The 22,832-nt window shown below is 70.8% G+C and carries 20 protein-coding genes; 3 read left to right on the top strand and 17 right to left on the bottom strand.

Annotation, left to right across the window (positions count from 1 at the left end):
* Window positions 1–62: 62 nt before the first annotated feature.
* From OQ02_RS21015 to OQ02_RS41120, 12 genes are all read right to left on the bottom strand, one after another.
* Entirely contained in the window at window positions 63–464 is a 402-nt protein-coding gene (locus tag OQ02_RS21015; RefSeq protein WP_156077180.1) for a DUF5959 family protein, read from the bottom strand.
* Between the two features lie 4 nt (window positions 465–468).
* Window positions 469–1,035, bottom strand: a complete 567-nt coding sequence (locus OQ02_RS21010) for a DNA/RNA non-specific endonuclease (protein WP_033440221.1) — start codon at window positions 1,033–1,035, stop codon at window positions 469–471.
* A 20-nt stretch (window positions 1,036–1,055) separates the two neighbouring features.
* The gene (locus OQ02_RS21005; protein ID WP_156077179.1) at window positions 1,056–2,891 is read right to left on the bottom strand and encodes an adenylyl cyclase; all 1,836 of its coding nucleotides are present in this window, start codon (window positions 2,889–2,891) and stop codon (window positions 1,056–1,058) included.
* Between the two features lie 266 nt (window positions 2,892–3,157).
* Window positions 3,158–3,922 (bottom strand): hypothetical protein, encoded by a 765-nt coding sequence (locus OQ02_RS21000; RefSeq protein ID WP_156077178.1) that lies wholly within the window; start codon window positions 3,920–3,922, stop codon window positions 3,158–3,160.
* A gap of 29 nt (window positions 3,923–3,951) precedes the next feature.
* Window positions 3,952–6,135 (bottom strand): MMPL family transporter, encoded by a 2,184-nt coding sequence (locus OQ02_RS20995; protein WP_033440218.1) that lies wholly within the window; start codon window positions 6,133–6,135, stop codon window positions 3,952–3,954.
* A gap of 72 nt (window positions 6,136–6,207) precedes the next feature.
* Window positions 6,208–7,497: a hypothetical protein gene (locus OQ02_RS20990; protein WP_197043420.1), complete on the bottom strand. Its 1,290-nt coding sequence runs from the start codon at window positions 7,495–7,497 to the stop codon at window positions 6,208–6,210.
* Window positions 7,498–7,539: 42 nt separating this feature from the next.
* Entirely contained in the window at window positions 7,540–8,469 is a 930-nt protein-coding gene (locus OQ02_RS20985; protein ID WP_033440217.1) for a hypothetical protein, read from the bottom strand.
* Window positions 8,470–8,569: 100 nt separating this feature from the next.
* Window positions 8,570–9,055, bottom strand: a complete 486-nt coding sequence (locus OQ02_RS20980) for a type II toxin-antitoxin system RatA family toxin (RefSeq protein ID WP_033440216.1) — start codon at window positions 9,053–9,055, stop codon at window positions 8,570–8,572.
* Window position 9,056: 1 nt separating this feature from the next.
* Entirely contained in the window at window positions 9,057–10,349 is a 1,293-nt protein-coding gene (locus OQ02_RS20975) for an aspartate aminotransferase family protein (RefSeq protein WP_033440215.1), read from the bottom strand.
* Window positions 10,350–10,366: 17 nt separating this feature from the next.
* A complete protein-coding gene (locus tag OQ02_RS20970) occupies window positions 10,367–11,497 on the bottom strand; it encodes an acyl-CoA dehydrogenase family protein (RefSeq protein WP_033440214.1) in 1,131 nt (376 codons plus the stop codon).
* Window positions 11,494–13,110, bottom strand: a complete 1,617-nt coding sequence (locus OQ02_RS20965) for an aldehyde dehydrogenase family protein (RefSeq protein WP_081915811.1) — start codon at window positions 13,108–13,110, stop codon at window positions 11,494–11,496. The genes OQ02_RS20970 and OQ02_RS20965 overlap by 4 nt, the downstream gene beginning before the upstream one ends.
* A gap of 178 nt (window positions 13,111–13,288) precedes the next feature.
* Entirely contained in the window at window positions 13,289–13,816 is a 528-nt protein-coding gene (locus OQ02_RS41120) for a helix-turn-helix transcriptional regulator (protein WP_156077177.1), read from the bottom strand.
* A gap of 1,029 nt (window positions 13,817–14,845) precedes the next feature.
* Between OQ02_RS41120 and OQ02_RS41115 the strand changes: the two genes are divergently transcribed.
* A complete protein-coding gene (locus OQ02_RS41115; RefSeq protein WP_156077176.1) occupies window positions 14,846–15,520 on the top strand; it encodes a helix-turn-helix transcriptional regulator in 675 nt (224 codons plus the stop codon).
* Between the two features lie 75 nt (window positions 15,521–15,595).
* Here the strand turns inward: OQ02_RS41115 and OQ02_RS20950 are convergent, their stop codons facing one another.
* A complete protein-coding gene (locus tag OQ02_RS20950) occupies window positions 15,596–16,525 on the bottom strand; it encodes a glycosyltransferase family A protein (RefSeq protein ID WP_231500141.1) in 930 nt (309 codons plus the stop codon).
* Window positions 16,526–16,689: 164 nt separating this feature from the next.
* Between OQ02_RS20950 and OQ02_RS20945 the strand changes: the two genes are divergently transcribed.
* Both OQ02_RS20945 and OQ02_RS20940 read left to right on the top strand, forming a co-directional pair.
* Complete coding sequence (locus tag OQ02_RS20945; RefSeq protein WP_331281544.1) at window positions 16,690–17,412, top strand: HAD-IA family hydrolase; 723 nt, start codon at window positions 16,690–16,692, stop codon at window positions 17,410–17,412.
* A complete protein-coding gene (locus tag OQ02_RS20940; protein ID WP_197043419.1) occupies window positions 17,409–18,227 on the top strand; it encodes an amino acid kinase family protein in 819 nt (272 codons plus the stop codon). The genes OQ02_RS20945 and OQ02_RS20940 overlap by 4 nt, the downstream gene beginning before the upstream one ends.
* A gap of 452 nt (window positions 18,228–18,679) precedes the next feature.
* Here OQ02_RS20940 and OQ02_RS20935 read toward each other — a convergent pair whose 3' ends face one another.
* The 4 genes from OQ02_RS20935 to OQ02_RS20920 are packed head-to-tail and all read right to left on the bottom strand — an operon-like array spanning window position 18,680 to window position 22,773.
* Window positions 18,680–19,318, bottom strand: a complete 639-nt coding sequence (locus OQ02_RS20935) for a dTMP kinase (RefSeq protein ID WP_033440211.1) — start codon at window positions 19,316–19,318, stop codon at window positions 18,680–18,682.
* A 16-nt stretch (window positions 19,319–19,334) separates the two neighbouring features.
* Complete coding sequence (locus tag OQ02_RS20930; protein ID WP_051772586.1) at window positions 19,335–19,991, bottom strand: pyridoxine/pyridoxamine 5'-phosphate oxidase; 657 nt, start codon at window positions 19,989–19,991, stop codon at window positions 19,335–19,337.
* Window positions 19,992–20,017: 26 nt separating this feature from the next.
* Window positions 20,018–21,214 carry an MFS transporter gene (locus tag OQ02_RS20925; RefSeq protein WP_156077174.1) on the bottom strand — a complete coding sequence of 399 codons (1,197 nt, stop codon included), beginning with the start codon at window positions 21,212–21,214 and terminating at the stop codon, window positions 20,018–20,020.
* A complete protein-coding gene (locus tag OQ02_RS20920; RefSeq protein ID WP_033440210.1) occupies window positions 21,211–22,773 on the bottom strand; it encodes a nucleotidyltransferase family protein in 1,563 nt (520 codons plus the stop codon). Before OQ02_RS20920 ends, OQ02_RS20925 begins: the two co-directional genes overlap by 4 nt.
* Between the last annotated feature and the right edge of the window lie 59 nt (window positions 22,774–22,832).

Genomic DNA, 22,832 nt, shown 5'->3' with positions numbered 1-22,832 from the left:
CCGCGATCACGCGCGGGTTTTCCGAAGAGGCCCTTCGGCGAAGGCTGCGCGTCAAGCGGCAGTCAGCACTGCTCGATGAAGCGGCGGACGCGTTCCTGTTGGTCGGCGATCCACCCGGCATCGAGGGCGATCGGGACGCGGACAGTCACCATGGAGATCGACTCGTCCTCCACGATGACCTCCGGGCAGTCCCGTTCACCGTCGAGCTCGATGCGCACCGTCGGACCGGAGGTCTGCTCCATCCAGGTGACATTCTCCCCCAGTGCCAGCCTGTCCAGCGCGCGGGACCATGCCTCCAGTTTCTCACGGGAGAGCATCAGCAGGGTCCTGCCCTTAACAAACATGCTGGTCACAGCAATCTCGGCCTCCCAAAAGGCGGCGTCATCGACCGACGCAACGACAACCCTGACCTCGTTTTCGTGATCGGTCAGCCGCACCAGCTCGAACGGAAACACGTCAGTCATCGTCTCACCCAACCAGAAACTGCGCCGAAACGGACCAGCCGTTGTCATCGAAGGCATTGATGTCCACCCGGTAGGGGACGTTCGCCCCCGGCAAGTACCGCGGTGCCGCCTGGAACAGCACGGTGTTCCCGTTGCCCACATGCGTGGCGATAGAGTCACCGAATGCGGCCATCGCACCGTTGTCCACCTTTGAGCTGGTCCGGACGATGTTCGCCGACACTCTGCCGTCACCACCCAGCGACTTGGGCAGCAGGTGCCCCCTCGTGTGACCGGGTGTGTTCTTTGCGAAACCGGGAGGAATGATCCGACGGCTGGGCTTGCTCCCTGTACCCAGGTCCGCCAGCGTAATGATTGCCACTACTCCGGTCCGCCGTCCGTCGTCGAGCACCTCCCCGTAGTCAACGTCGCCGCAGTTGTGAACCAGGAAATTCGGCCCACCTGTCATGACGTAGTAGGTGTGGACGCCGTCGATGTCGCGCTGCTCGTCGCGCTCCGGCTGCGCCGGCTGATCGCGCCGGAGCGGTAGGACAGGGGTGAGCGGTGCCCGACTGCCGGGTCGGGCACCGCTCACACTCCGGTTGCGGCCGGGGCTTACGGGGCCGGGTACTCCGCGATGTAGATCGGGACACCGACCTTCGTCATGTCGGCCGCGTCACCCACGCCGTTGACGACGTGGTCGACGACGCCGGCGCTGAGGTTGACCGTCATGATGTGGTGCAGCTTGACGCCCGGCGTCACCGGGACCTCGAAGCCGTTCTCGGTGTGGATCGACGGGTTGTTCTGGTTGAACACGTAGACGCCACCGCCGTGCAGCGTGTGCGACCGGACGTGGTCGCCCACCTTGTAACCCGCCCAGCCTTCGACGTCGCCGTTCATCCAGTCGGCCTGCGTCGGCGGGTCGTACGGCAGTTCGTTCTGGTACAGCACGGTGGTGCCGTGCTCGCCGTTCCAGACGGTGTTGTACCGCTGGAAGTGCTCGACGAACAGACCGGTCGCCGTCACGTGGTCGCCGTTGACGACCACGCCGGTGCGGCCGATGTTCGTGTTCCAGCGCTCGGTGTCGGTGAAGCCCTCGACGCCGTGGTCGCCGCGCCACACCCACGTGTGGTCGATGAGCACGTTGTCGCTGTTGACTTCCAGCGCCGTCTCGGTCTTGCCGATGTGCGGTCCGCCGACGCGGAAGTACACGTCGGACAGCGTGGTCGGGTTGGTCGGCGAGCTCGGGCGGTTGCCGTTCTTCTTGCCCACCCGCATCAGCACCGGCGACAGCTCGGTACCGGCATCGACCGTGACACCGGCGATGACGACACCGGGCACGTCCGCGACGTCCACCGGGGTGGAGCCGTTGACGGCGGTGAGGGTGGCGTGGCCGATGCCGAGGACCACCGTGTCGCGGCGCTTGACCTCGATGCTGCGCGCGATGTCGTACACGCCGGGCGTGAGCAGGAGGTGTTTGCCGCGCGCCAGCTGGTTGTTGATGTCACGCACCGAGTCCGCCGGCGACGCGACGAAGAAGTCCGACAACGGGATGGTGCGGCCCACGGTCAGGCCGTCGGCCCAGGAGACGCCCTTGGTGTCCTTGCGGGCCTCGGGGACGCGGACGTTGTAGGCGCCCGACCCGTCGACGAACAGGTACGGCTTCTCGCGGCTCACCGGGGTGGTGTCGAGCGTGGTGTACGGCGGGGTCGGGAACGCCGCGTCGTCGGGAGCGCCCACGACACCGGAGAAGACCTGGTTCCACACGCCGTTGGACCAGCTCGCGACCTCGCTGTTGCGGGTCAGCCACTGCTGCTGCGAGCCGTTGATGGTGGAGGGCAGCCGTGAGTCGGCGATGAACCCGCCGCTGGCGTACTGCGGACCGGCGGTGCAGTAGTCCATCAGGGACATCGTGCCGCCGGTGACGTTGAGCCGTCGCAACGACACCGCCTGCGACACGGCCCAGAAGTTGGCGCCGGCACGGCACCCGTCCTGGCCCGCTCCGTCGATGTTGATGGTCAGGTTGCCCAGCGTGCGCCAGAAGTTGACCAGGGCGAGGCAGTTGGCCGTTCCGCCGTCGGCGAGGCAGCGGTTGTAGACCTCGACCTTGCCGTTGATGACGACGTCGGTCGGTGAGGCGCCCAGGCCGGCGATCTCGGTGTAGTAGCCGACCTTGATCTGCAACGGCTGCTCGGCGGTGCCGTACTGCCCCGGCTTGAAGAGGTAGGCGTACCGCTCGGTGCCCATCTCGTTGTCCACCTGGGCGGTGTGCGTGGCGTCGAGGGCGGCCTGGATCTCGGCGACCGGCATGCTCGGGTCGAAGACCTTGACGTTCACGCCGAGCTGGTCGGGCGTGCCGGGGCGGGGCGGGTCGGCGCTCGCGGCCGGTGCGATCGTCACGGCGGTCGCGGCCAGCGCGAGGCCGAGCACGAACACCCGACCTCGGCGCATGGGAGCGCTCTCACGTCTTGCGTGGGGCATGATCGTCATTGACTGGCCTCTGTGGGGGTAGTAACGCCGACCGGCCGGCCGCCGATGCGAGAGAGCGCTCTCACAACGGCACCTGCCGGGATCGGACGTAGCAGCAACGGGTTGGCTATTTCTACCGCGCGATCCGCTCCAGCGCCATGCTCAGCCGCCACGAAATTCGCCGGCGACCCCACACCGACGCTTGGAGTGAGCCGCCGGTCACGCCCCGTGCCGACGGCCCCGCCGTCCTACCCCTTCACCCGCCCGACGTGGAAGTCGTTGCCGTTGTAGCAGTCCAGGACGTTGCGCATCATCACGTCGCAGAAGCGGCGGTAGGCGGCCTCGGTGATGAGGTTCTTGAACCACGTCCAGCGGTCCATCCGGGTCAGTGCCATCAGCGGCGGGATCGGGAAGTTCTGGCACGCCAGGAACGCGACGACGGTGCCGCTGCCGTCGGCCGAGCGGGCGAACGACATGTAGCCGTCGTCGCAGACGGCCGAGCCGTTCGGGCTGTGCACGGTCAGCATCCAGACGCGCTGCTCGTCCGCGCTGTACTCGACCTTCTCCAGCTTGTAGACGTCCAGGTCGACCTTGCCGAAGAACGCCGCGTAGTTGGGCTGCGGCAAGGCGACGACGCGCACGCCCTGGTGGACCGGTCGCCCTTCGGCGTCCCGGGCCACGACCTCCGTCGCCACCCCCAGCGAGTCGCGGTAGAACCGGCCGACGTGTCCGATGTCCACACGCGACACGAAGTCGTCGTAGGGCACGGCGAACGTGCGCTCGCCGTAGAACAGCACGGTGTCGTGCAGGTGGATCCAGCGCATCCCCCGGCGGTCGGCGGGCACGGCCTTGAGCCGCCGCTCCACGTCCTCCAGCGACGGGATGATCTTCTCGTAATCGGCCTCGTGGTACAGGCCCAGGTCGATCGCGAAAGGCGGTTCCCCGCGGAGCACCGTGCGCTTGGCGAACACGATCTGCACCGCACGGGCGAAGGCTGCGGAAATCTGGCGCACTGTCCCTGGACCTCTCGATGAGTGGGGTGTCACGCCCGGTCGTCGGACCGGCGGTGACCGGCCCTGACCGGCTGGGGCGAAGCGGGCGGCACGGGCGACACGGGCGGCACGGCACGGCGGGCGAACGACGGGAGCCACCAGTTCCAGCGACCCATCAGCTGCATGCTCGCCGGCACCAGCACTCCCCGGATCACGGTGGCGTCGATCAGCACCGCGAACGCCAGCCCCACGCCCAGCTGCTTGAGCGGCGTCACGTCCGACAGGGCGAACCCGAAGAACACGGCGATCATGATGGCCGCGGCGCTGCTGATCACCCGGCCGGTGCGGGCAACGCCGTCGATGATCGAGCCGGTGTTGTCCCCGGTGTCCCGGTACCGCTCGGCGATCCGGGAGATCAGGATCACCTCGTAGTCGGTCGACAGCGCGACCACGATCGCCACGATGGTGATGGGCACGATCGGGTGAAGGTCCGCCGGATCGGACCAGCCGATCAGCGTCGCGCCGAGTTCGGTGGTGGACAGCAGCAGCAAGCCGCCCATGCTCGCGCCCAACGAGATCACCACGAGCAGGATCGCCTTGAGCGGCAGGACGATCGACCTCATGGCGACGACCAGCAGGAGCAGCACCAACGCCAGCAGCACGGACACCATCAGCGGCAGGCTCGCGAACAGGGCGTCGGTGGAGTCGATGCGCATCGCGGCCTCGCCGCCCACCTCGTACCGGACGCCGGCCAGCGACCGGTGCAGGTCACCGTCGCGGAGGCTCCGCACCAGCTCGTGGGTGCGGTCGTCGGACGGGCTGTGCTCGGTCGCGACGGTCACCCGGTAGACGTCCGACCCGCTCAGCGGCACCGGCTGGGCGAAGCGCACCCGGTCGTCGCCGGACAGCGCCTGGACCACCCGGTCGGCGTCGGCCGACGTGCCGCGCAGGACGATCTCGACCGGCGAGATCACGCCGTGCCCGTACGCCTCCGCGGCCTGCTCGGTCGCCTGCCGCACCTGCGAGTCGGGCGGCATGGCGCTCGCGGACGGCAGGTCGACGCCCTGCGCCAGGTTCAACGCCGGCACGCAGAAGACCGCGAGCAGGAGGGTCGCGCCGACCAGCCAACGGCCGGGTCGGTCCGTCACCCGCCGACCCCAGCGCGCCCAGAACCCGGACACCTCCGCGTCGGGCTGGTCCGCGTCCACCTGGCCGCCGCGGGCGAGCAGTCGTTCCCGGTCCTTCTTGCGCAGGATGCGGTGGCCCAGCAGGCGCAGCACGAGCGGTGCGCCGACCAGCGCCGCCACGATCGCCGCGAACGTCACCAGGATCATCCCGAGCCCGGCGGTGCGGATCGCCCGCGAGTCGACCAGGAACATGGTGGCCTCGGCGACCATGACGGTGAGCCCGGACCAGGCGATCGCGGTGCCGGTGGTGCGCATCGCGGACCGGATGGCGTCGTCCACGCTCAACCCGCGCACCACCGACTCGCGGACCCGCTGCACCAGGAACATCGCGTAGTCGACGGCGAGGGCCAGGCCGACCATCGACGCCGCGTTCGTCACGTACTCCGAGAACGGGACGCCGAAAGCCAGGGCGCCCGCCGCGCCGAGCCCTCCGAGCAGCGCGGACAGCCCGATGACGAGCGGGACGACCGTCGCCCACAGCGACCCGAAGGTCAGCAGCAGCACGACCAGGACGATGGGCAGGCCGACCTGCTCGGCCCGCAGCAGGTCGCTGCGCGAGAGCTGGACCAGCTCCTCCCGGTGGGCACCGTAGCCGCCGATGAACGCCTTGGTCCCCTCCGGTTCGAGCCCTTCGGTGTTCAGCAGCCGGTGTGCGACGTCGATGGAGCCGTCGACGCCACCCGTGGCCGAGATGCCGAGCACCAGGATCGGGTCGGCGTCCGCCGCGGCCGGTGGCAGCGGCAGCGGCTCGACGCCCCGGACACCGGGGGTGCTCGCCACCGCGCCCTTGAGCTTGTCCAGCGCGACCGTTCCCTCGTCGTCCGGCGTCGCGGCGTCACCGGTGACCACCATGAACAACGACGGCACACCGTTCGCACCCAGCTCGCGGGCGACGGCCTCGGCCTGGCTGGAGTCCGACGCCTCGCCACCGGGCACGGCCCGGCCCTCCAGCCCGACCGCGAACGCCGCGCCGACGACGGCCAGCAGCACCCAGCCGACCAGGATGGGCTTGCTGTTGCGGAAGAGGAAGTCGGTGAGGCGGTCCAACGGGGACTCCTGGTTCGAGCAGGTGGGTTCGCCGGTCTCGGAGCGGTGGCCTCGGATGCCGCCGCGTGGTCGCTAGCGCGCTCGGGCTCGCGCCCGTGATCGTGGCCGCGGTTGTGCCTGCGGCGCGGGTTCCGGTTCCGCCTTGGCCGGCGGCGGGCTGAGCAGGGTGCTGTGGTGGAAGCCGAGCCGGGGATCGCTCCACCACCGGAGCCCGCCGTCGAACTCCTGGAGCTCGGGCATCCGCACCTGGAGGCGGACGGTGTTCTCCGGGTAGTTGTACACCGTGATCGAGTTCAGCCCCCGGTTCGCGGTGAACAGCAGCGACTGGTCGGCCGAGAGCTGGCAGGCGTAGACCGAGTCGACCATCGCGCCACGGGCCACTCGCAGCGCGCGCAGGTAGTGGTGGCTGTTCGTGACGACGGAACCCCTGGTCAGGGTGTCGACGAGGGTGCGCGCGACCTGGCGGCCCGCGCGCAGCTGGGTGCGCAGGTTCGGCCGCTCGTCCAGCACCCGGTACGACGTGAAGGTGTCCAGGTCGATCATCACGATGGTGCCGCTCGCGCCGTTGCAGTAGATGAGCTCGCGGTCGGAGATGCACACGTCCGAGTTGATGTGCGCGGGCGTGTCGTGCCCGGCGGTCCAGTGCCGCAGCACCTGCCCGGTCTCCGCGTCGATCTCGAACGCGTACTCCTTGAACTGGGCGATGCTCCACTCGTGCCAGTCCCGGCCGTCCTGCGGGCGCACCCGGAACGACAGGGCGTAGAAGCGGTCCTCGGACGGGTGGCAGACCACGTGCCAGCACGTCGCCGGCAGTTCCACCCGGCGCGCGGTGCGGGTGTGCATGTCGAAGATGCCGACCTCGCACGCCTCACCGCGGCCCGGGTGGTCCATGCCGCCGTACACGAGGTAGCGACCCGACGCCGTGGCCTTCATGGCGTGCGGCAGCTTGACGCCGTGGTCGCCCAGCCGTTCGGCCTTGTCCAGCCGTTGGAGGTCGGACAGCCACAGGCCGTCGCCCATGGCGGCAACGGCCTGCGTGTCGTTGATCCACGCGACGTGAGTGCTGCCCTTGATGGAGGAGTCGGTCGGTTCGAACCGGAGGGTGGAGATCCGCTGGATCTCGTCGAGCGTCCCCGTGTCGTAGAACATCAGGTGCTGGCCGGTGCTGCCGAGGAAGCCGACCCGGCGGTCCGGGCTGACGCTGACCGCGTGTCCGCCCGACATGCCGTCGTAGTACTCGACCTTGTAGGCGTAGCGCCCGGTTTCCGGGTCGTACTGGAACACGCAGACCCCGGCGCGGCCTTCCAACCCGTTCAGGCCGTTGCCGTCCAGAGCGATGTGGAACGCGTACGGGTAGTCCATCAGGATCCCTCCCCTCTCATCACTGCACGGGGTCGCTGGGGCTCAACGACGCTTCTTCGCCCGCCGCCGTGCCCGCAGGTACGCGGCGCCGGCGAGGAGGGCGGCCACGGTGAGGACCTTCCCGGAACGCCCGCTGCGGTCCGGCCGGCCGATGCCGATCTCCCGGCCCTCGTACACGGACAGGATGTTGTCGACCGTGTCGTTCCAGAAGTCCATGTAGGCGTTCTCGGTCAGCATGGTGCGGAACCACACCCAGCGGTCGAGCCGGAACAGGACCATGAGCCGCGGCCGGGGGAACGCCTGGCGCGCCACGAAGACGATCTGGGTGCCCGCGCCGCCCGGCATCCGGCGGAACGCGAGGTAGCCGTCGTCGGCGGAGGTGGAGGCGTTGGGGCTGCACACGGTGCGCATCCAGTTGCGCACCTCGTCCGGCCCGTACTCCATGAACTCCAGCTTGTAGACGTCCAGCTCGTCCTTGCCGAGGAACGCCGAGTAGTTCGGCTGGGCCAGCGCGGCGATCCGCTCGATCTGGAGCAGCGGGCGGCCGGCGTCGTCGCGGCGCAGCACCTGGGTGTTGATGCCGAGGACGTCCCGGAAGCAGTCGCCGACCCGGCTGATGTCGACCTTCTCGACGAACTCGTCGTAGTCCATCTCCAGGGTGCGGATGCCGTAGAAGAGGACGGCGCGGTCCTCGTCGTCGTGGATCCACCGGACGCCGTCGCTGTTCAGCGGCACGTCCTCGAGCAGCTTCTGCGTCTTCTCCCCGGAGTCGGTGTCGTACCGGAAGTCGGGCGAGCGGTACTCGTCCAGGTTCAGCTTCACCGGCAGCCGCTTGCGCGAGAGGGTGGACTTCGCCAGGGTGATCTGCGCGGCGCGCAGCAGCTGCTTGGGCGAGACGTCCCTCAGCAGGTTCCCCTCCGGCACCGTGTTCGGCGCGGCGTGGAACTGGTAGAGTTCGCGGGCCTTGCTCATGATCGATTCCTCCTGCGGTTGGTCGGTACTGGGGATGCGCGTGACGGGCCTGTGCCCGGCGGGCCGGGTGCGGCGGTCGGACGCGGGCGGTCGGACGCGGTCAGACGCGGGCGACGGCCGGTCGCGCGGGGACCGCGGTGCCCTCGGGGAACTCGACCCGGTCGCCGAACAGGCCGAGCAGGATCAGCTGGGTGACGTCGGTCAGCACGCGCTCCGCGACCGGCTCCACGATGCTCGCCAGCGAGGGCACCCCGAAGTCGAAGTCGGCGATCAGCGCCGTCTTCACCCCGTCCGGCAGGGGTTCGAGCACCCAGCCGCCGTAGAACTCGTCGAAGTCCCCTTCGGTCTGGTTGAAGTCCAGCCGCAGCTCGTCGCGGCGGAACCAGTCCTCCTCGGTCCAGCGCAGGAGGCCGTTGCGGAACTCGACCACCCAGGTGCTGTGGGCGGGACCGTCGGCGGGCCGGGTCATCTCGACCGAGCGCACGACGTCCACCAGGTCGGTGTAGTGGCTGAAGTCGGCCAGGGTGTCGAAGACCGTGTCGGCGTCGACGCCTCGGATGAACGCGTGGATCTCTACGTGTCGCACGTCAGCTGGCTCCTACGGAATGGACGGACGGGTAGCGCGCCGAGAGCTCGGCGCACGCGCCGTCGAACGCGGACAGCAGGAAGTCGACGTCGTCGTCGTCCATCACGGCGGGCGGGGTGAACCGGAGCACGGAGCTCGCGTTGAGCGAGTAGTTGACGATCAGGTGCCGGTCGACCATCTCGGACAGCAGCGCGCCGGCCAGCCCGGGGCCTTCCAGCTCCACGCCGATGAGCAGGCCGACGCCGCGGACCTCCACGACCAGGTGCGGGCAGCGCCGTTCGACGACCTCCCGCATCCGGGCGAGGAGGGTGGCGCCGATCGTCGCGGCGCGCTCCACCAGGCCGTCCGCCTCGACGGCCTCGACGGCGGCCCGTGCGGCGGCCATCGCGATCGGCGCGCCGGAGAACGTCGAGGTGTGGATGAACGGGTCCTTGGCGAACGCGCGGAACGCCGCCGGGGTGGCGACCATCGCGGACACCGGCACGATCCCGCCCGACAGGCCCTTGCCGACGAGCATCACGTCCGGGGTGACGCCCTCGCGGTCCGCGCCCCACCAGGTGCCCACCCGGCCCATGCCGGTCTGGATCTCGTCCAGCACCATGAGCCCGCCGTGCTGGTCGCACAGCGCGCGGACGTCGCGGAGGTAGCCGTCCGGCGGGATGTTGACGCCGCCCTCCCCCTGGATCGGCTCCAGCACGACGCACGCCTCCGGCCCGGCCGCCAGTTCGGCCGCGAGCGCGTCGGCGTCACCGAACGGCACGTGCGCGACGTCCGGCAGCAGCGGGCGGAACGGGTCCTGGTACAGGCTGTTCGCGGTGACGGAGAGCGAGCCGAACGTCTTGCCGTGGTAGCCGCCGACGGTCGAGACCAGGCGGCGCTTGCCGAGCGTGCGTGCCAGCTTGATCGCGGCCTCGGTCGCCTCGGTGCCGGAGCCCGCGAAGTGCACGTGCGCCAACCCGTCGGGGACGACCCGGCCCAGCGCCTCGGCGGCCCGTGCCGCCTCCGGCTCCAGCAGGATCCGGGACGCGATGGGGTTCGACCGGATCTGCCGGATCACCGCTTCCTCGACGTGCGGGTGCCGCGCGCCGTGGACGAAGACGCCGTAGCCGCCCGCGTTGAGGTAGCGGCCACCGTCCGACGTCTCGATCCACGCGCCCCGGGAGGCCACCTCCATCTGCGTGCCGAAGACCTCGGAGATCTTGGCGCGACCGCGGGACAGGTGCCGGCGGTAGAGGTCCAGCACCTCCGCGTGGTCGAGCGCCTGGTCGCCTTGGGCGACCGCCGTGACTGACATGTGTCTCCTCGCCGGTCTCAGTCGAGAACGACCGGACGCCCGGAGAACCACCCGAGGAGGGCGTCGGCCGAGCTGTGCCGGGACGGTGGGTGGAAGCCGATCGCGTGCGACGCGGCGGCCAGGTAGGCGACCTCCGGCGAGCCGACGAAGGCCATCCCGCCGAGCACCTCCACCGCCTTCGCGACGGTCGAGCGGATCGTGTCGGCGATGGTGAACCGGGTGATCAGGGCACGGGCCAGGCCGTCGTTGCCGCCGTCGCCGTCGTCCAGGTTGCGGGCGACGCCGTCGAGCGTCAGGGCCGCGCCCTGCACCGCCATGGCGAGGCCGGTCCGCTCGTCCGCGGCGCCGCGCGACCCGTTCAGGACCCGTTCGGTCAACGCCTGGGCGACACCGAGGTAGCAGGCCGTGACGAGCAGTTCGAACCAGACGAAACCGAGGGTCTGGAGGTCGTCCAGCTCGCCGTCCAGGCCGGCCTTGAGCTCGACGATGAGGTCCGGGTGCACCTCGACGTCTTCGAGGATCACCGTGTCGGACTCCGCGCCGGCCAGCGCCCACGAGCCCCAGAACGGCTCGATCCGGATGCCCGGCGCGGCGGCGGGGATCAGCGCGATGGCCGTCCGGACGCCTTCCTCCGGGTGTTCGAGGGTGACGCTCGCGGTCAGCAGGTCCATCGAGCGGGACAGGCTGCACGGCTGCTTGCGCCCGCTGACCCGCCAGTTCGCGCCGTCCCAGACGCCCTTCATGGTGGGCGCCAGGATGCTCTGCGACGTGCGGCCCTCGGCGAAGCCGGACGCCATGAGCCGCCGGTCGCGCGCCACGCCGTCCAGGAGCATCCACTCCAGGCCGTCGCTCGACGCGGCCAGCGCGACCAGGCTCGCCACCGAGAACTGGTGCATGGTCGTGGCGACCGCCAGCGAGGGCGAGCGCACGGCCAGGGCACGGGTGACGCGGACGGCGTCCAGCGCGGACGCCCCACCGCCGCCGTACATCTCGGGGATCAGCAGGCCCGCGCCGCCGGCGTCGCGGAACAGGTCGATGCCGGGGCTGCCCGGCGCCTCCAGCTCCAGCAGCGGGATGGAGGCGAGCTTGCCGTCCAGACCGGGCAGGAGCCGGTCGCAGGCCTCGCGTTCGGCGGCGAGCAGTCTCATCGGGCCTCCTCCTCCGCCGCCGACGCCGATGCCGCCGACTCGAACACCGCGGTCCGCGGCTGGACGCCTTCGGCGATGCTGATGCCCTGCAGGTGCGACGTGCGCAGCAGCGGGTAGTTCAGCTCGCCGAACGGGCCGCCGGTCAGGCCGGTGCCGCCGTGCGTCGACAGCAGCGGCACGAAGCCGATGTGCGAGTCGTTGACCTTGAGCAGCCCGCCGTTGGTCACCCCGGCGGCCACCTTGTCGATCACGTCGGGGTCGGACGTCCACAGGGAGTTGCGCAGGCCGTACTTGTTGCCGTTGAGGAACGCGATGACCTCGTCCAGCAGGGTGCCGTCGTCCGCCGTCGGCACGACCACCGGCAGCAGCGGGAAGAACGTCTCCTCCCGCACGGCCGAGAGCTCACGCGCCCCGGTGAGGCCGTCGACCCGCAGCACGGTCGGCGCCAGGAACGGCCCGGTCTCCGACACGGTCCCGTCGATCTCCACCCGGTGCCCGCCGGTGATCACCCGGGCGCCCGCGGCGGTGGCCTGGTTGAGGTGGGCGAAGTACTCGTCGGTCCGCATGACCGGCGACAGCAGCACCTCGGGGTCCTCCGGGTAGCCCGGACGGATCTTGGCGGCCAGGCTGGCGAGGCGGGCCAGCAGCCGGTCCGCGACGTCCGGGTGGACGACCGCGTACTTCGGCACCATGCAGATCTGCCCGGAGCCGAAGAAGCTCTCGGTCAGCGCCTCGGCGGCCAGGTCGAGGTCGGCGTCCTTCCACACGACGCAGCCGTCGTTGCCCGCCAGCTCCAGGACCGGCTTCTTGCCGCGCGCGACGGCGTCTTGTCCCAATTGGATGCCGCGCTCGCTGCCGCCGAAGAAGAAGATGTCGTCCACCAGCGGGCTGTCCAGCCACTGGGCCAGGATCTTGTTCGGCAGCCCGCAGACGAGGCCGAGCGTGCCGGGCGGCGCGCCGAGTTCGTCCAGGATCGGCGCGACGATCTCGCGCCACGCGAACATGACGCCGAACGGCGAGCTGCGCGGTGCCTTCACCACCAGCGAGTTGCCCGCCACCAGCGCGGGCACGCCGAGGATCGAGTTGGACGCGGCGGCGTTCTGCGGCGGGCTGAGCACCACGACGCCGTCTGGCTTGCGCACCAGCAGCAGCCTGCGCGGACCGACCTGGTGCTCCTCGCGCATCTGCCGGCGCCACAGGTCCAGCGTCTCCGGCGACGTGCCCTGGAGGATGCCGGCGATCTCCCACTCGGCCAGCCGCCTCGGGTGCCCCTCCGCGACGAGGACGTCGAGGAACTCCTCCTTGCGCCGCAGCACCTCCTCGTGCACCCGCGCGCCGAGGCGCATCCGGGTCTCCAGCGGGAACGCGGCCCACTTCGGCGCGGCCTCCTTGGCCCGCACGAGGGCGTCCTGGAGATCGGCTTCACCGGTCAACGCGCACCGGGCGGCGACCGAGGGGAGCGAGTCCCCGTCGGTGCGGGTGCCGCGTTCGAGTTCCCGCTTGACCTTCAGGTTGGGCAGGAAGTCGTCCAGGAACGCCGAGGCCCTGATCGTGTACACCCAGTTCTCGGAGGGAACATCCGAACCGGCAATATAGGACCCGTAGGAACGCATGACAAATAGACCCCCATCCGGTCGCGCCACTCCACAAACGTAGGCCCCAGCCTGCCGGACCGGGACCTGCGGCCACAATGGAACTTTGGTTCAGTGGAACTTAGGTCCAATTCGAGTGCCAGCCGTTTCGAAATGCGCGCGTCTCGGCATTCCGAAGTACGACCGCTCGGTAATCGGGTCAACCCGCAGCGTCACCCACCGGCCGTCCGCCGTGATTCGGCGAGGCGAGCGGGAGCGACCCTTCACAAACCAACTGGAACACCAGGGAGACGAGTCCGGCCTGCAGTCGCGACTCGACCACCAGCTTCGCCATCACCTGGGCGACGTGCGCTTTCACCGTTCGTTCCGCCACCTTCAACCGGCCCGCGATGGTCCGATTGGATGCACCTGTTCCGAGGAGCAGCAGCACTTCCATTTCCCGGGCCGAGAGCAGGGTGACCCGGTCGAGCAGCGTGGGCCACGACGTGCTGCCCGCTTGCAGGTCCAGGCCGAGCCCGGCGGGCGCGGGGGTGGCGAGCACCCTCCGGTCCGACAACGGGTCACGGACCGGATCCGGTCGCACACGGGCCGCGACCGATTGTTCGAAGGTGACCGCCACTCCCATTCCGACCGACTCGCGGTCGGGTACGAAAATTTCTGCCGGGATTGTGACCGGGACGGTGCCCGCATGCGACCTGACAGGCCCTTCGTATAAATCGCTGCTCACGTCGAGCCTTCCACTTCGGCAACATGCGGCGGTAGGTAGCGCGACTTCCGTCGACCTATGGCGACAGGTCGACGGAAGTCGGGATGACGATCCGAAGAATCAGGCTCCGAGTGCGAGGAGGGACGTCACGCGCCCACTACCCGACCCGGGAACGGCGGCCACACCGCCGCCGACGGAGACCTTGGCGCGAAGTCCGCGGACAACCGGTCCGTTCATCTTTCTCGACGCCTCCCCGCACGTCAACGAATACAGCCGCACAACCGCATGTGCCGCGTTGATCCGCGTTCATACCCAACCGAGTCGTGAGCGGGTCCGCGCTCGTTACGCGACGTCACCCGCATGGCCTACCGGGACACGAGGATTGGTCCACTCGCGACGATGGGCGTCTGCCGACTGGCCGTCCGGAAGCCGCCGGGCAGCGTCGTCCGCGGGCGCGGGCGTGCACCGACCGTCCGTGACAGTGCCGGCACTGGCCGTCACCACCTGCTATCCGCCAGAGGACGGTGACCCACGGTCCTCAGTGGACTGGCGGGAGAACACCGGCGGAACCCGGCCGCGCAGCACCCGGTGACTGCGGGATTGCGCAGTCACCGGTCCAAATGTCCAATATCGCCCACTGCGCGATCCCGCAGAGAAATACCTGAACGGCCGATGCACTCGCCGGTCGATTACCCACGGTATTCCGCAGTGATCTTTCGGGCCGATCCGCAAGTGCGGATGTACGCGAATATAGAGCCACTGTGCGTTAACCTCCGCGCCACCGATCCTTGACCCTGGGAGCGTTCCCAATTAACCTGGATCGGCCGGCGGATGATCGGAAAACCCGGCATGGGGGTTACCGGGATCATGGTTGCGCTCTCGCCCGTCCACCGAGCTCGACCGGCGGATCGACACCTCGGACCTCGGTGTTCCCCTGCCCGCGGCGCGCACCCGGCCGCTGATCCGGTCGTTCCGTCCCCGCGGCGACCGTCGCGCTGACAGGGGTGGCGCCCTGCCGCGACCGAATGCAGCCGAAACTATGGGGGAATCGTGGTTCTTGGGGAATTAGGCGATGTCGCGGTCGTCCACCGACCGCTGGACATCGAAGCCGAGTTGGCCAACCAACTGCGTGCGCTGGCCGAGAAGTGGCCCATCGCCGCGCACCGGGCCGCGGTCGAGCGCGACGTGGTGGAAGTGCTCGGCGAAGTGTGGCCCGCGGTGCGGGAGTTCGTCCTGTACGGCAGGCCGATCCCCGAGGAGGTCCTGTCGCTGGTGGCCAGGACGGCCGACACGCTGGTCGCGGCCGGCGTACCGAGACGGACCCTCGTCAAGATCACCCGGCGGTACGCCGCCATCGCGGCGAACCAGCTCGTGGCGCTCGGCGCCGAGCACGGCTCGGACACGGGGGAAGTCAGCGGCCGGGCCGTCGTCGCGACGCACGACGTGGTGTCCGCCCTGCTGACGGATGTGCTGCCGGGACACGGCGAACCGCCGGTGGACACCCACTCCATCGACGGCCTGGAGCGCAGCATCCTGGTCATGATCGCCCGTGGTCTGTCCACCGTGGAGATCGCGAACGCGCTGCACTACAGCCGCCAGGCCGTCAGCTACCACCTGGGCCGGCTGATGACGCGGTTCAAGGTGCGCAACCGCACCGCGCTGGTCGCGTTCGCCTACGAGCAGGGCCTGCTCGACCGCCGGACCGGCATCGAGGCCCGTCACTGACCCGCGCCACCGGCCCGCTCCATCCACCCACGCAACTGGCCCGCGCGATCCACCCACGCCTCTAGCCCGCGCCACTCACCCGTCGGCCGGTTCGGCCAGGCCCAGCGCGTGGAGGATGTCGGCGATGTCCGTGAAACCCTCCCCTGCCATGGTTTCCGCGAGCCGGGCGTAGAAGCGCGCCCGGAGTCGCTCGGCCTCCGACTCCTCCACCGTGCCGCGTGCCAGCGCGAGGGACAGCGCACGGGCGAACCCGTCGGAGGTGACCTGCGCCGAGGCCCAGTAGAACCCGCTGCCGATGGCGTGCCGGGTCGCCGAACCCTCGACCCCGGTGGGCACCCGGTAGCCGGTGTGCGTGTCCGGCAGGAACGCGAAGCCCGATCCACCGGCCGACATGCGGAGCCACGCGTGGTCGTCCTCGGCGACGTACGTGCCGGGGAACGGGAAGCGCAGCGCGAGGTCGGTGCGGACCGACACGGTGGAGGTCAGGGTGGTGTAGCCGAGTTCGGTGCCGATCGCGATCCACGCGTCGGGCCCTTCGACGGGGCCTTTCCGGTGTGAGTCGAGGATTTCCCGGATCGACGGGGTGATGTGCTCCTCGGCCACCGCGTCACCCCGCTCGTCGATCACGGTGAATCCCGAGTAGACGAAGTCGACCTCGGGCCGCCGGCCGAACAACTCCCGCGTGCGGGACAGGCGTTGTGGGTGGGCGATGTCGTCGGCGTCCAGGAACAGCACGAAAGGCGCGCCCTGCTCGGCGGCCCAGCCCACGCCCGCGTTGCGGCACGTGCCAGGTCCCTGGTTGGTGTCGCGGAGCACCACGTCGATCCGGTCGGGGGCCAACGTGCGCACGGCGTCCAGCCGCGGACGGGTGTCGGGCCGGGGTGAGGCGTCGTCCACGATCACCGCCCGCCACGCCGGGTCGTCCTGCGCGAGGAGGCTGTCGACCGTCCACCGCAACGCGGTCCACGACTCCTCGGACCGGGCGTAGTGCGGAATGACGAACACGGGATCCCCAGGGCCTGCGGTCACCGGACGGAACTCCTGACGTCGTCGCCGGAACACAATTGCGGAAACATGTATATGTGCGCCGACGCGTACTGTCGAGAACACTTAGCAAAACGTCCAATTCCCGCGTCCGACGCCATCGCACCGTTATCCGCCGGCCTAGGGTGGGCCGGTCACCGCAGTCCAGCCAGGGGGGGAACACGGTGCTGCGCAACTGGACGATTTCCGGGCTCGACGCGCTCCTTTTCGATCTCGACGGGGTTCTGGTCAATTCGGTGGCGGCCATCGAGGAATGCATGCGGCGCTGGGCCACCGAGCGCGGACTCGACGGCGACCGGGTGGTGGCCCTCGCCCACGGTCGCCGGGACGCGGACCTCGTGCGATTGGTGGCACCCCGGCTGGACGTGGACACTGAGGTCGCCCGCATCGCCGAACTGGACTTCGAGGTGATGGACACGCTCACCGCCGTCACCGGAGCGGCCGACCTGCTCGGGACGCTGCCGCCGAGCAGTTGGGCGATCGTCACCTCCGGCACACCACCGATCGCCCGTGCCCGGCTGGCGGCCGTCGGCCTGCCCGAACCGTCCCTCGTGATCACCGCGGCGGACGTGGCGCACGGCAAGCCGGACCCGGAGGGCTACCTCCTCGCGGCGGAGAAGCTGGGTGTGCCGCCGGAGCGTTGCGCGGTGTTCGAGGACGCGCCGGTCGGGCTCGGCGCGGCCACCGCCGCCGGGATGCGCTGCGTCGGAGTCGGCGTCGGGATGGCGGTGTCGTCGCCGGCGCTGGACGCGTGGGTGGACGACCTGGGCAGTGTCCGCGCGGAGGCCGGTCGGTCCGGCATCACGCTGGCGGGCTCGTGGGCGACCGTGCCGGTCGGGATGACGTGAACCGCGACGTGGACGTCCTGGTGCTCAAGGTCGGCGGCAGCCTGGTTTCCGACAAGGCCAGGCACGACCACCTGGACGAGGAAGTGCTCGCCGGTTACGCCAAGCTCGTCGCCGACCTGCACCGCGCCGCGCCGCAGAGGGTCGTGCTCGTGGTCGGCGGCGGTGCGATCGGCCACGGGGCCGTGCGGCACCTGGACGCGGCGGACCCGCTCGCGTCGCTGCCGTTGACCAGGGCGACGTTCCGGGTGAAGTGGGCTTGGGTGGAGGCGTTGCGCCGGCACGGTGTGCCTTGTCTGCCGGTGCAGGTCGCGGCGGTGTGCACGCTCGGCGAGGACGGTCCCGAGGTCTACCCCGGTGTCCTGGACCGGTTGCTGGGGCACGGGATGCTGCCGGTGCTGTCGGGGGATTGCGTGCTCGGGGACGACGGCGCGCTGCACGTCTTCGGCAGTGATCACGTGCCGGCGGTGGTCGTGCGCTCGCATCCGGGGCGGGTGCGGGTGGCGGTGCTGACCGACGTTCCCGGCGTGCTGGCCGATGGTCCGGGTGGGAGTGAGGTGCTGCCGGAGATCGACCCCGAGTCGGCGGACGAGGCGTTCCGGCGCATCTGGCCGGCCGCCGATCACGACACCAGTGGTGCGATGGCGGGCAAGCTGACGGCGTTGCTGGAGCATGCCCGGCGCGGCGCGGAGTGCTTCGTGCTGCGCGGTGACCACACGTCGGCCGACATCAGGTTCCTGCTCCGACCGCGCGCCGAGTGGCCCGCCGGCATCCGCTCGACCCGAATCGCGGCCCGCCGGCCAACCCCCGCAACCTGAGCCCACCGACCGACTGCACCGACTGTGCCGACTGCACCTGTCGGGCCTGCTGACCGGGCCTGCTGACGGCGCCGGCCAACCGGCTTGCCGATCCGGCCTGCCTGCCGAACCGAGCCAGCTCCGCCAGCCGAACCCGCCAGCCGGGCCCGCCGCCCCGACCCGCCTGCCGGGCCTGCCAGCCCGACCCGCCTGCCGGGCCTGCCAGCCAGGCCTGCCAGCCGAACCCAGCCAGCCAGCTCCGCCAGCCGAACCCGCCGACCCGATCCACCGACCCGACCCGCTGGCCCGACCCGCCAGCCGGGCCAGCCTGCCGGGCCTGCCTGCCGAACCCGCCGGCCCGACCCGCCAGCCGGGCCTGCCTGCCGGGCCTGCCGGGCCTGCCAGCCGGGCCTGCCAGCCGGGCCTGCCTGCCTGCCTGCCTGCCGAACCCGACGGCCGGACACGCCAGCCGGCTAACCCCGCGCGGCGGTTACTTCTTTGGTTACGCGTTCGATCACGGCGTCCAAGGGCGCGGTGGCGTCGACTTCGGTCCAGCCGTGGCGGGCGGACCACTCGTCCAGCAGGGACAAGATCCGTCCCTGGTGCCCCAGGAAGCTCTCCTTCGAGCACGACGCGTCCATCCCGCACTCGTACGGCACCACGTCGTCCACCTTGCGCCGCCAGGCGTCCTCCGGCTCCAACCGCAGGTACACGACCAGGTCCGGCCGGGGCAGGCCGGCCACCACCGATTCCACCCAGCCCTGGTCCAACCCGTAGACGATCTCGCTCGCCGCGTGCTTCATCCAGTACCCGTCGAGCAGCTGGACCTCGCCCTCGGGCGGCGGCACGGCGTCCTCCCGGCCCAGCAGCGCCATGCCGATCGACCACATCAGGAACAGGAAGCGCGGCGGGTTGGGCATCTCGGCCACGCGCAGCCTGAGCTCGGACACCGGCGGGCTCAGGAACCGCGTCACCGGGTACGCCGGGTTGTCGACGATGTGCCACCGGTCGATCTGCCGCACCGGGTGCCCCAGCCCCACCAGCCGCTCGGCGGCCCTCGACGTGACCGTCGACTTGCCGGCCCCGTCACTGCCCACGACCGCGATCAGCATGACCGTCCTCCTGTCGTCACGGCCACAGCCGGCCCTTGGTCCACCCGTCGTCACCGCGCTCGTACCGCAGCCGCACGTGCCGCCGCCCCTTGTCCGCCTGCCAGAACTCGACCTCGTCGGGCAGCACGGCGTAGAGCGTCCACGTCGGCGACACGAGGTCCGGTTCGGCGGCCACCCGCTGCTCGGCCCGCGCCACGGCCTCCGTCAGCTCCGCCGGGTCGGTCAACGGCTCGCTCTGCCTGCCCGCCAACGTCTCGACGCGCGACCCGGGCGACCGGGCGAGGAAGTCGCGGGCGCTCGCCTCCGGCCCCAACGACCGCACCGCACCCCGCACCCGCACCTGCCGCCCCAACGGCTGCCAATAGAAGTTCAGCGCCGCGAACGGCGTCGCGCCCAGCTCCCGGCCCTTGCGACCGGCCGAAGTGGACGCGAACTGCCAGCCCGACTCGTCGACGTTCTTCAGGATCAACGCGCGGGACGTCGGCCGGCCCTCGGAGTCCACCGTGGACAGTGTCATGACGTGCGGCTCCGGCACGTCGCGCTCGATCGCCGTGCGCAGCCACTCGGTGAACAGCGGCACGGGCTCGTCCGGCGTGGCCTCGGTGTCGAACGGCGGCAGGTCGCCGGCGAACACGGCGAGTCCGCGCAACAGCGCCCGGAGGTCATCCGTCATCGGGATACGTCTCCCTCGGTGGTCGGTCACGTGGTGCTGCCGACGGCGCCCACGGGCACACCGGTCGGGCGGCGGGTCGGTCGCAGCCGGTCCACGAGCAGCAGCCCCGCTGCTACGACGCAGAACGCTACCGCGATCAGGAACACGGACGAGCTGTAGCCCGGCACGAGCAGCGGCGCGAGGACGCCGACGGTGGAACCGACCTGCACCAACGCGGTGAACAGCGCCGCGCCGCCGCCCATGCCGGACCGCAGCGCCTCGCCGAGCACCACCATCCCGATGCTCTGGAATCCGGCGGCGAACACCGCGTAGACCACCTGCGAGCCGATCAGGACCGGGTACCCGGACGCGACGACCACGGCCACGAACGACAGCGCGCCGGTCAGGCACACCGCCACCAGGACGCGACGGCTGCCGAAGCGGTCGCTCAGCCCGCTCAACGGCACCAGCACCGCGAACTCCACGATCGCGGTGACGGCGAAGAGCCCGGACACGGCCGATTCGCCGACACCGGAGTTGACCGCGTACAGCGGCAGGTACACGGCGCGCAGGCTGTCCGCCGCGCGCAGCAGCAGCACGGCCGCGGCGGCACCCAGCAGGACCACCCGTCCCGGCAACGGTTTCGCGGCGTCGGAGGTCGTCGCACCGGGCTCTTCGACGGCCGGCGGCCGGTGGGGCAGCCACGCGACGAGGACGTTCAGCAGCGCGAGCCCGACCGCGACGTGCACCGGCCGGAACGCCGGACCGGCCAGGCGTTCCAGCTCGGTCGCCGCGGCGAACACGCCGAGCCCGGCCACGTAGCCCAGCACGTACAGCGAGCGCATCCCGCTGATGGTGCGCGCGGCCGACCGCGCCGAGTAGCTGTCCGCCATGGCGACGTACCGCGGGTAGACGAGGCTCATCGCCATCACCGCCATGCCCGCCGGGTAGACCAGGGCGGGCCAGGGCGTCACGGCCAGCAGGACCAGCCCCGCCGCCGACGTGCCTGCGCTGATGGAGATGGCCCGGCTGGACGGCATCCGGCGCAGCCGCCGGCCGACGGTGAGGTTCAGCACGGCCGCCGTCAGGGCGTTGAGCACGAAGAACGCGGCGATGTGCGCCTTGCCCACACCGCGCGCGTTGAGCAGCAGCGGCAGCGCGACCATGATCAGGCCGCTGAACGTCGCGTTCGCCAGCACGCCGATCCGCACCGGAACGGGCAAGCCGCCCCGCGTGGTCCTCACGCCGCGCCCCACGTCAGGCGGAGCGGCAGGATCGCGACACCGTCGGTCGCGCCCCACTCGCGCACCTGCCGGCGCACCCCGAGCAACAGCGGCAGGTCCGCCGGTCGGGTGTCACCCAGGCGGACCCAGGGGATGCGGACGGTCAGCACGTCACGGCCGTCGACGCGACGGGCGCTCCGCTCGACCGGCGGACCCTCGACCGGGGTCAGCGAGTAGTCGTCGAACTGGAGGTCGTTCTCCGCGTTGCGGTGGAAGAACTCGAAGCGGTAGTCGCCGAAGTTGAGCGACACGGCCATCATCCGGTCGTCCGCCGCGGCGGGAACGGAGATGGTGAGCGACAGGGCGCGGTCGTCGGCGGCCGGCGCGCACCGCACGTCGAAGTGGCCGGACCGCCCCTCCCGCAGCACGTACCGGTCCAGGTCGCTCGACGTGCCGGTGGCCGCGGACACCTCACGCGGCACGTCGGTCACGGGCACCCGGCACGCGCCCAGCCGTTCGAGGACCGCGAGGGGCGGCTCGGACCGCACGACGATCTCCAGCGGGTTCCACCCCAGGTCCACGAGCAACCCCTCGACCCCGTCCCACCACAGGTCGACCGGGAAGAAGCGGCCGTCGGGCAGGTCGAGGCCCGTGCCGGGCGGGAACGGGTCGCGGTCGAGCAGGTCGACGGCCAGCGCCCGCGCGAACGCCACCACGTCGTGCGCCTGGAAGCGGTCCACGAGCTCGGCCAGGTAGCCGAAGTCGAAGCCCGGCAACGCGCAGAAGTCGAGCACGGTGGCGATCTCGTCCAGCCGGGCGGTGCCCATCGGCTCGGGCAGGACCGCGCGCACGTAGTCGCCGTGCAGGTGGGCGGCCTGGACGAGCACCGCGACCTCGGGTCGCAGGACCCACCCGCCCCCTTCGAGGGCGGGCGCCGGGACCAGGTCGTCCACGATGTCGGCGTAGTGCAGCCGGGTCTCGCCCAGGGACACGCCGTGGACCCACCGGTCCGGGTTCGCCTTCGGGTCGCAGTCGACCTCGGTGGCGCGGGACCGCCAGGACGGCACCGCGTAGTACGAGTGCACCTCGACCATGCCGTGCTCGTCGTGGACCAGCCGGGCGTACTCGTCCAGGACGTCCATCCGGTCCCGGATCGTGAAGCCGAGCGTCAGCGCCCGCTGGACGAACTCGGCCGGGTCGCCGACGAGCACGTCGAGGTCACCGCTGTGCCGCACCGCCTGTTCGCCGCCGGTCAGGCCGAGCAGCGTGAACCCCTTGAGGGTGATCAAGCCCCGCCGGTGGTCGTCCGGGCTCGCGAGGGCCGAGAGCGTCCGGGCCAGCGCGGCGCGCTTGTCGACGTCGCGGCGGATGCCCGCGAGCCGCTCGGTGAGCCGCCGCGCCAGGACGTGCGGCACCTCGACGCCGTCGACCCTGGCCCGGCGCAGGAACCTGGCGTCCAACCGGTGGCTGTGCAGCGCCGCCGCGAGTTGCTCGCAATCGGACTCGCGGAGGTCAGGCGGCGCGACGTCTCCCCCGGCAGCCCACAGCAACAGGTCGACAACCGCTTTCTGCTGAAGCACCGCCGAATCGTTTCGCGGGAGTCTCCGCAGCGTCAACGCGGGCGCGGACCTTTAGACCA

Source organism: Saccharothrix sp. NRRL B-16314 (assembly GCF_000716595.1).
GTDB lineage: Bacteria > Actinomycetota > Actinomycetes > Mycobacteriales > Pseudonocardiaceae > Actinosynnema.
Note: the sequence above shows the minus strand (reverse complement) of the source record. Positions and strands in the feature narration are given on the sequence as shown.

What these genes read in the sequence shown, in the direction of transcription:
- OQ02_RS20930 (WP_051772586.1), bottom strand. Translation starts at nt 19,991, where the DNA reads ATGACGGATGACCTCCGGGCGCTGTTGCGCGGACTCGCCGTGTTCGCC.
- OQ02_RS20985 (WP_033440217.1), bottom strand. Translation starts at nt 8,469, where the DNA reads ATGAGCAAGGCCCGCGAACTCTACCAGTTCCACGCCGCGCCGAACACG.
- OQ02_RS20965 (WP_081915811.1), bottom strand. Translation starts at nt 13,110, where the DNA reads ATGCGTTCCTACGGGTCCTATATTGCCGGTTCGGATGTTCCCTCCGAG.
- OQ02_RS20975 (WP_033440215.1), bottom strand. Translation starts at nt 10,349, where the DNA reads ATGTCAGTCACGGCGGTCGCCCAAGGCGACCAGGCGCTCGACCACGCG.
- OQ02_RS20935 (WP_033440211.1), bottom strand. Translation starts at nt 19,318, where the DNA reads ATGCTGATCGCGGTCGTGGGCAGTGACGGGGCCGGCAAGTCGACGGTC.
- OQ02_RS21005 (WP_156077179.1), bottom strand. Translation starts at nt 2,891, where the DNA reads ATGCGCCGAGGTCGGGTGTTCGTGCTCGGCCTCGCGCTGGCCGCGACC.
- OQ02_RS20990 (WP_197043420.1), bottom strand. Translation starts at nt 7,497, where the DNA reads ATGGACTACCCGTACGCGTTCCACATCGCTCTGGACGGCAACGGCCTG.
- OQ02_RS21015 (WP_156077180.1), bottom strand. Translation starts at nt 464, where the DNA reads ATGACTGACGTGTTTCCGTTCGAGCTGGTGCGGCTGACCGATCACGAA.
- OQ02_RS20970 (WP_033440214.1), bottom strand. Translation starts at nt 11,497, where the DNA reads ATGAGACTGCTCGCCGCCGAACGCGAGGCCTGCGACCGGCTCCTGCCC.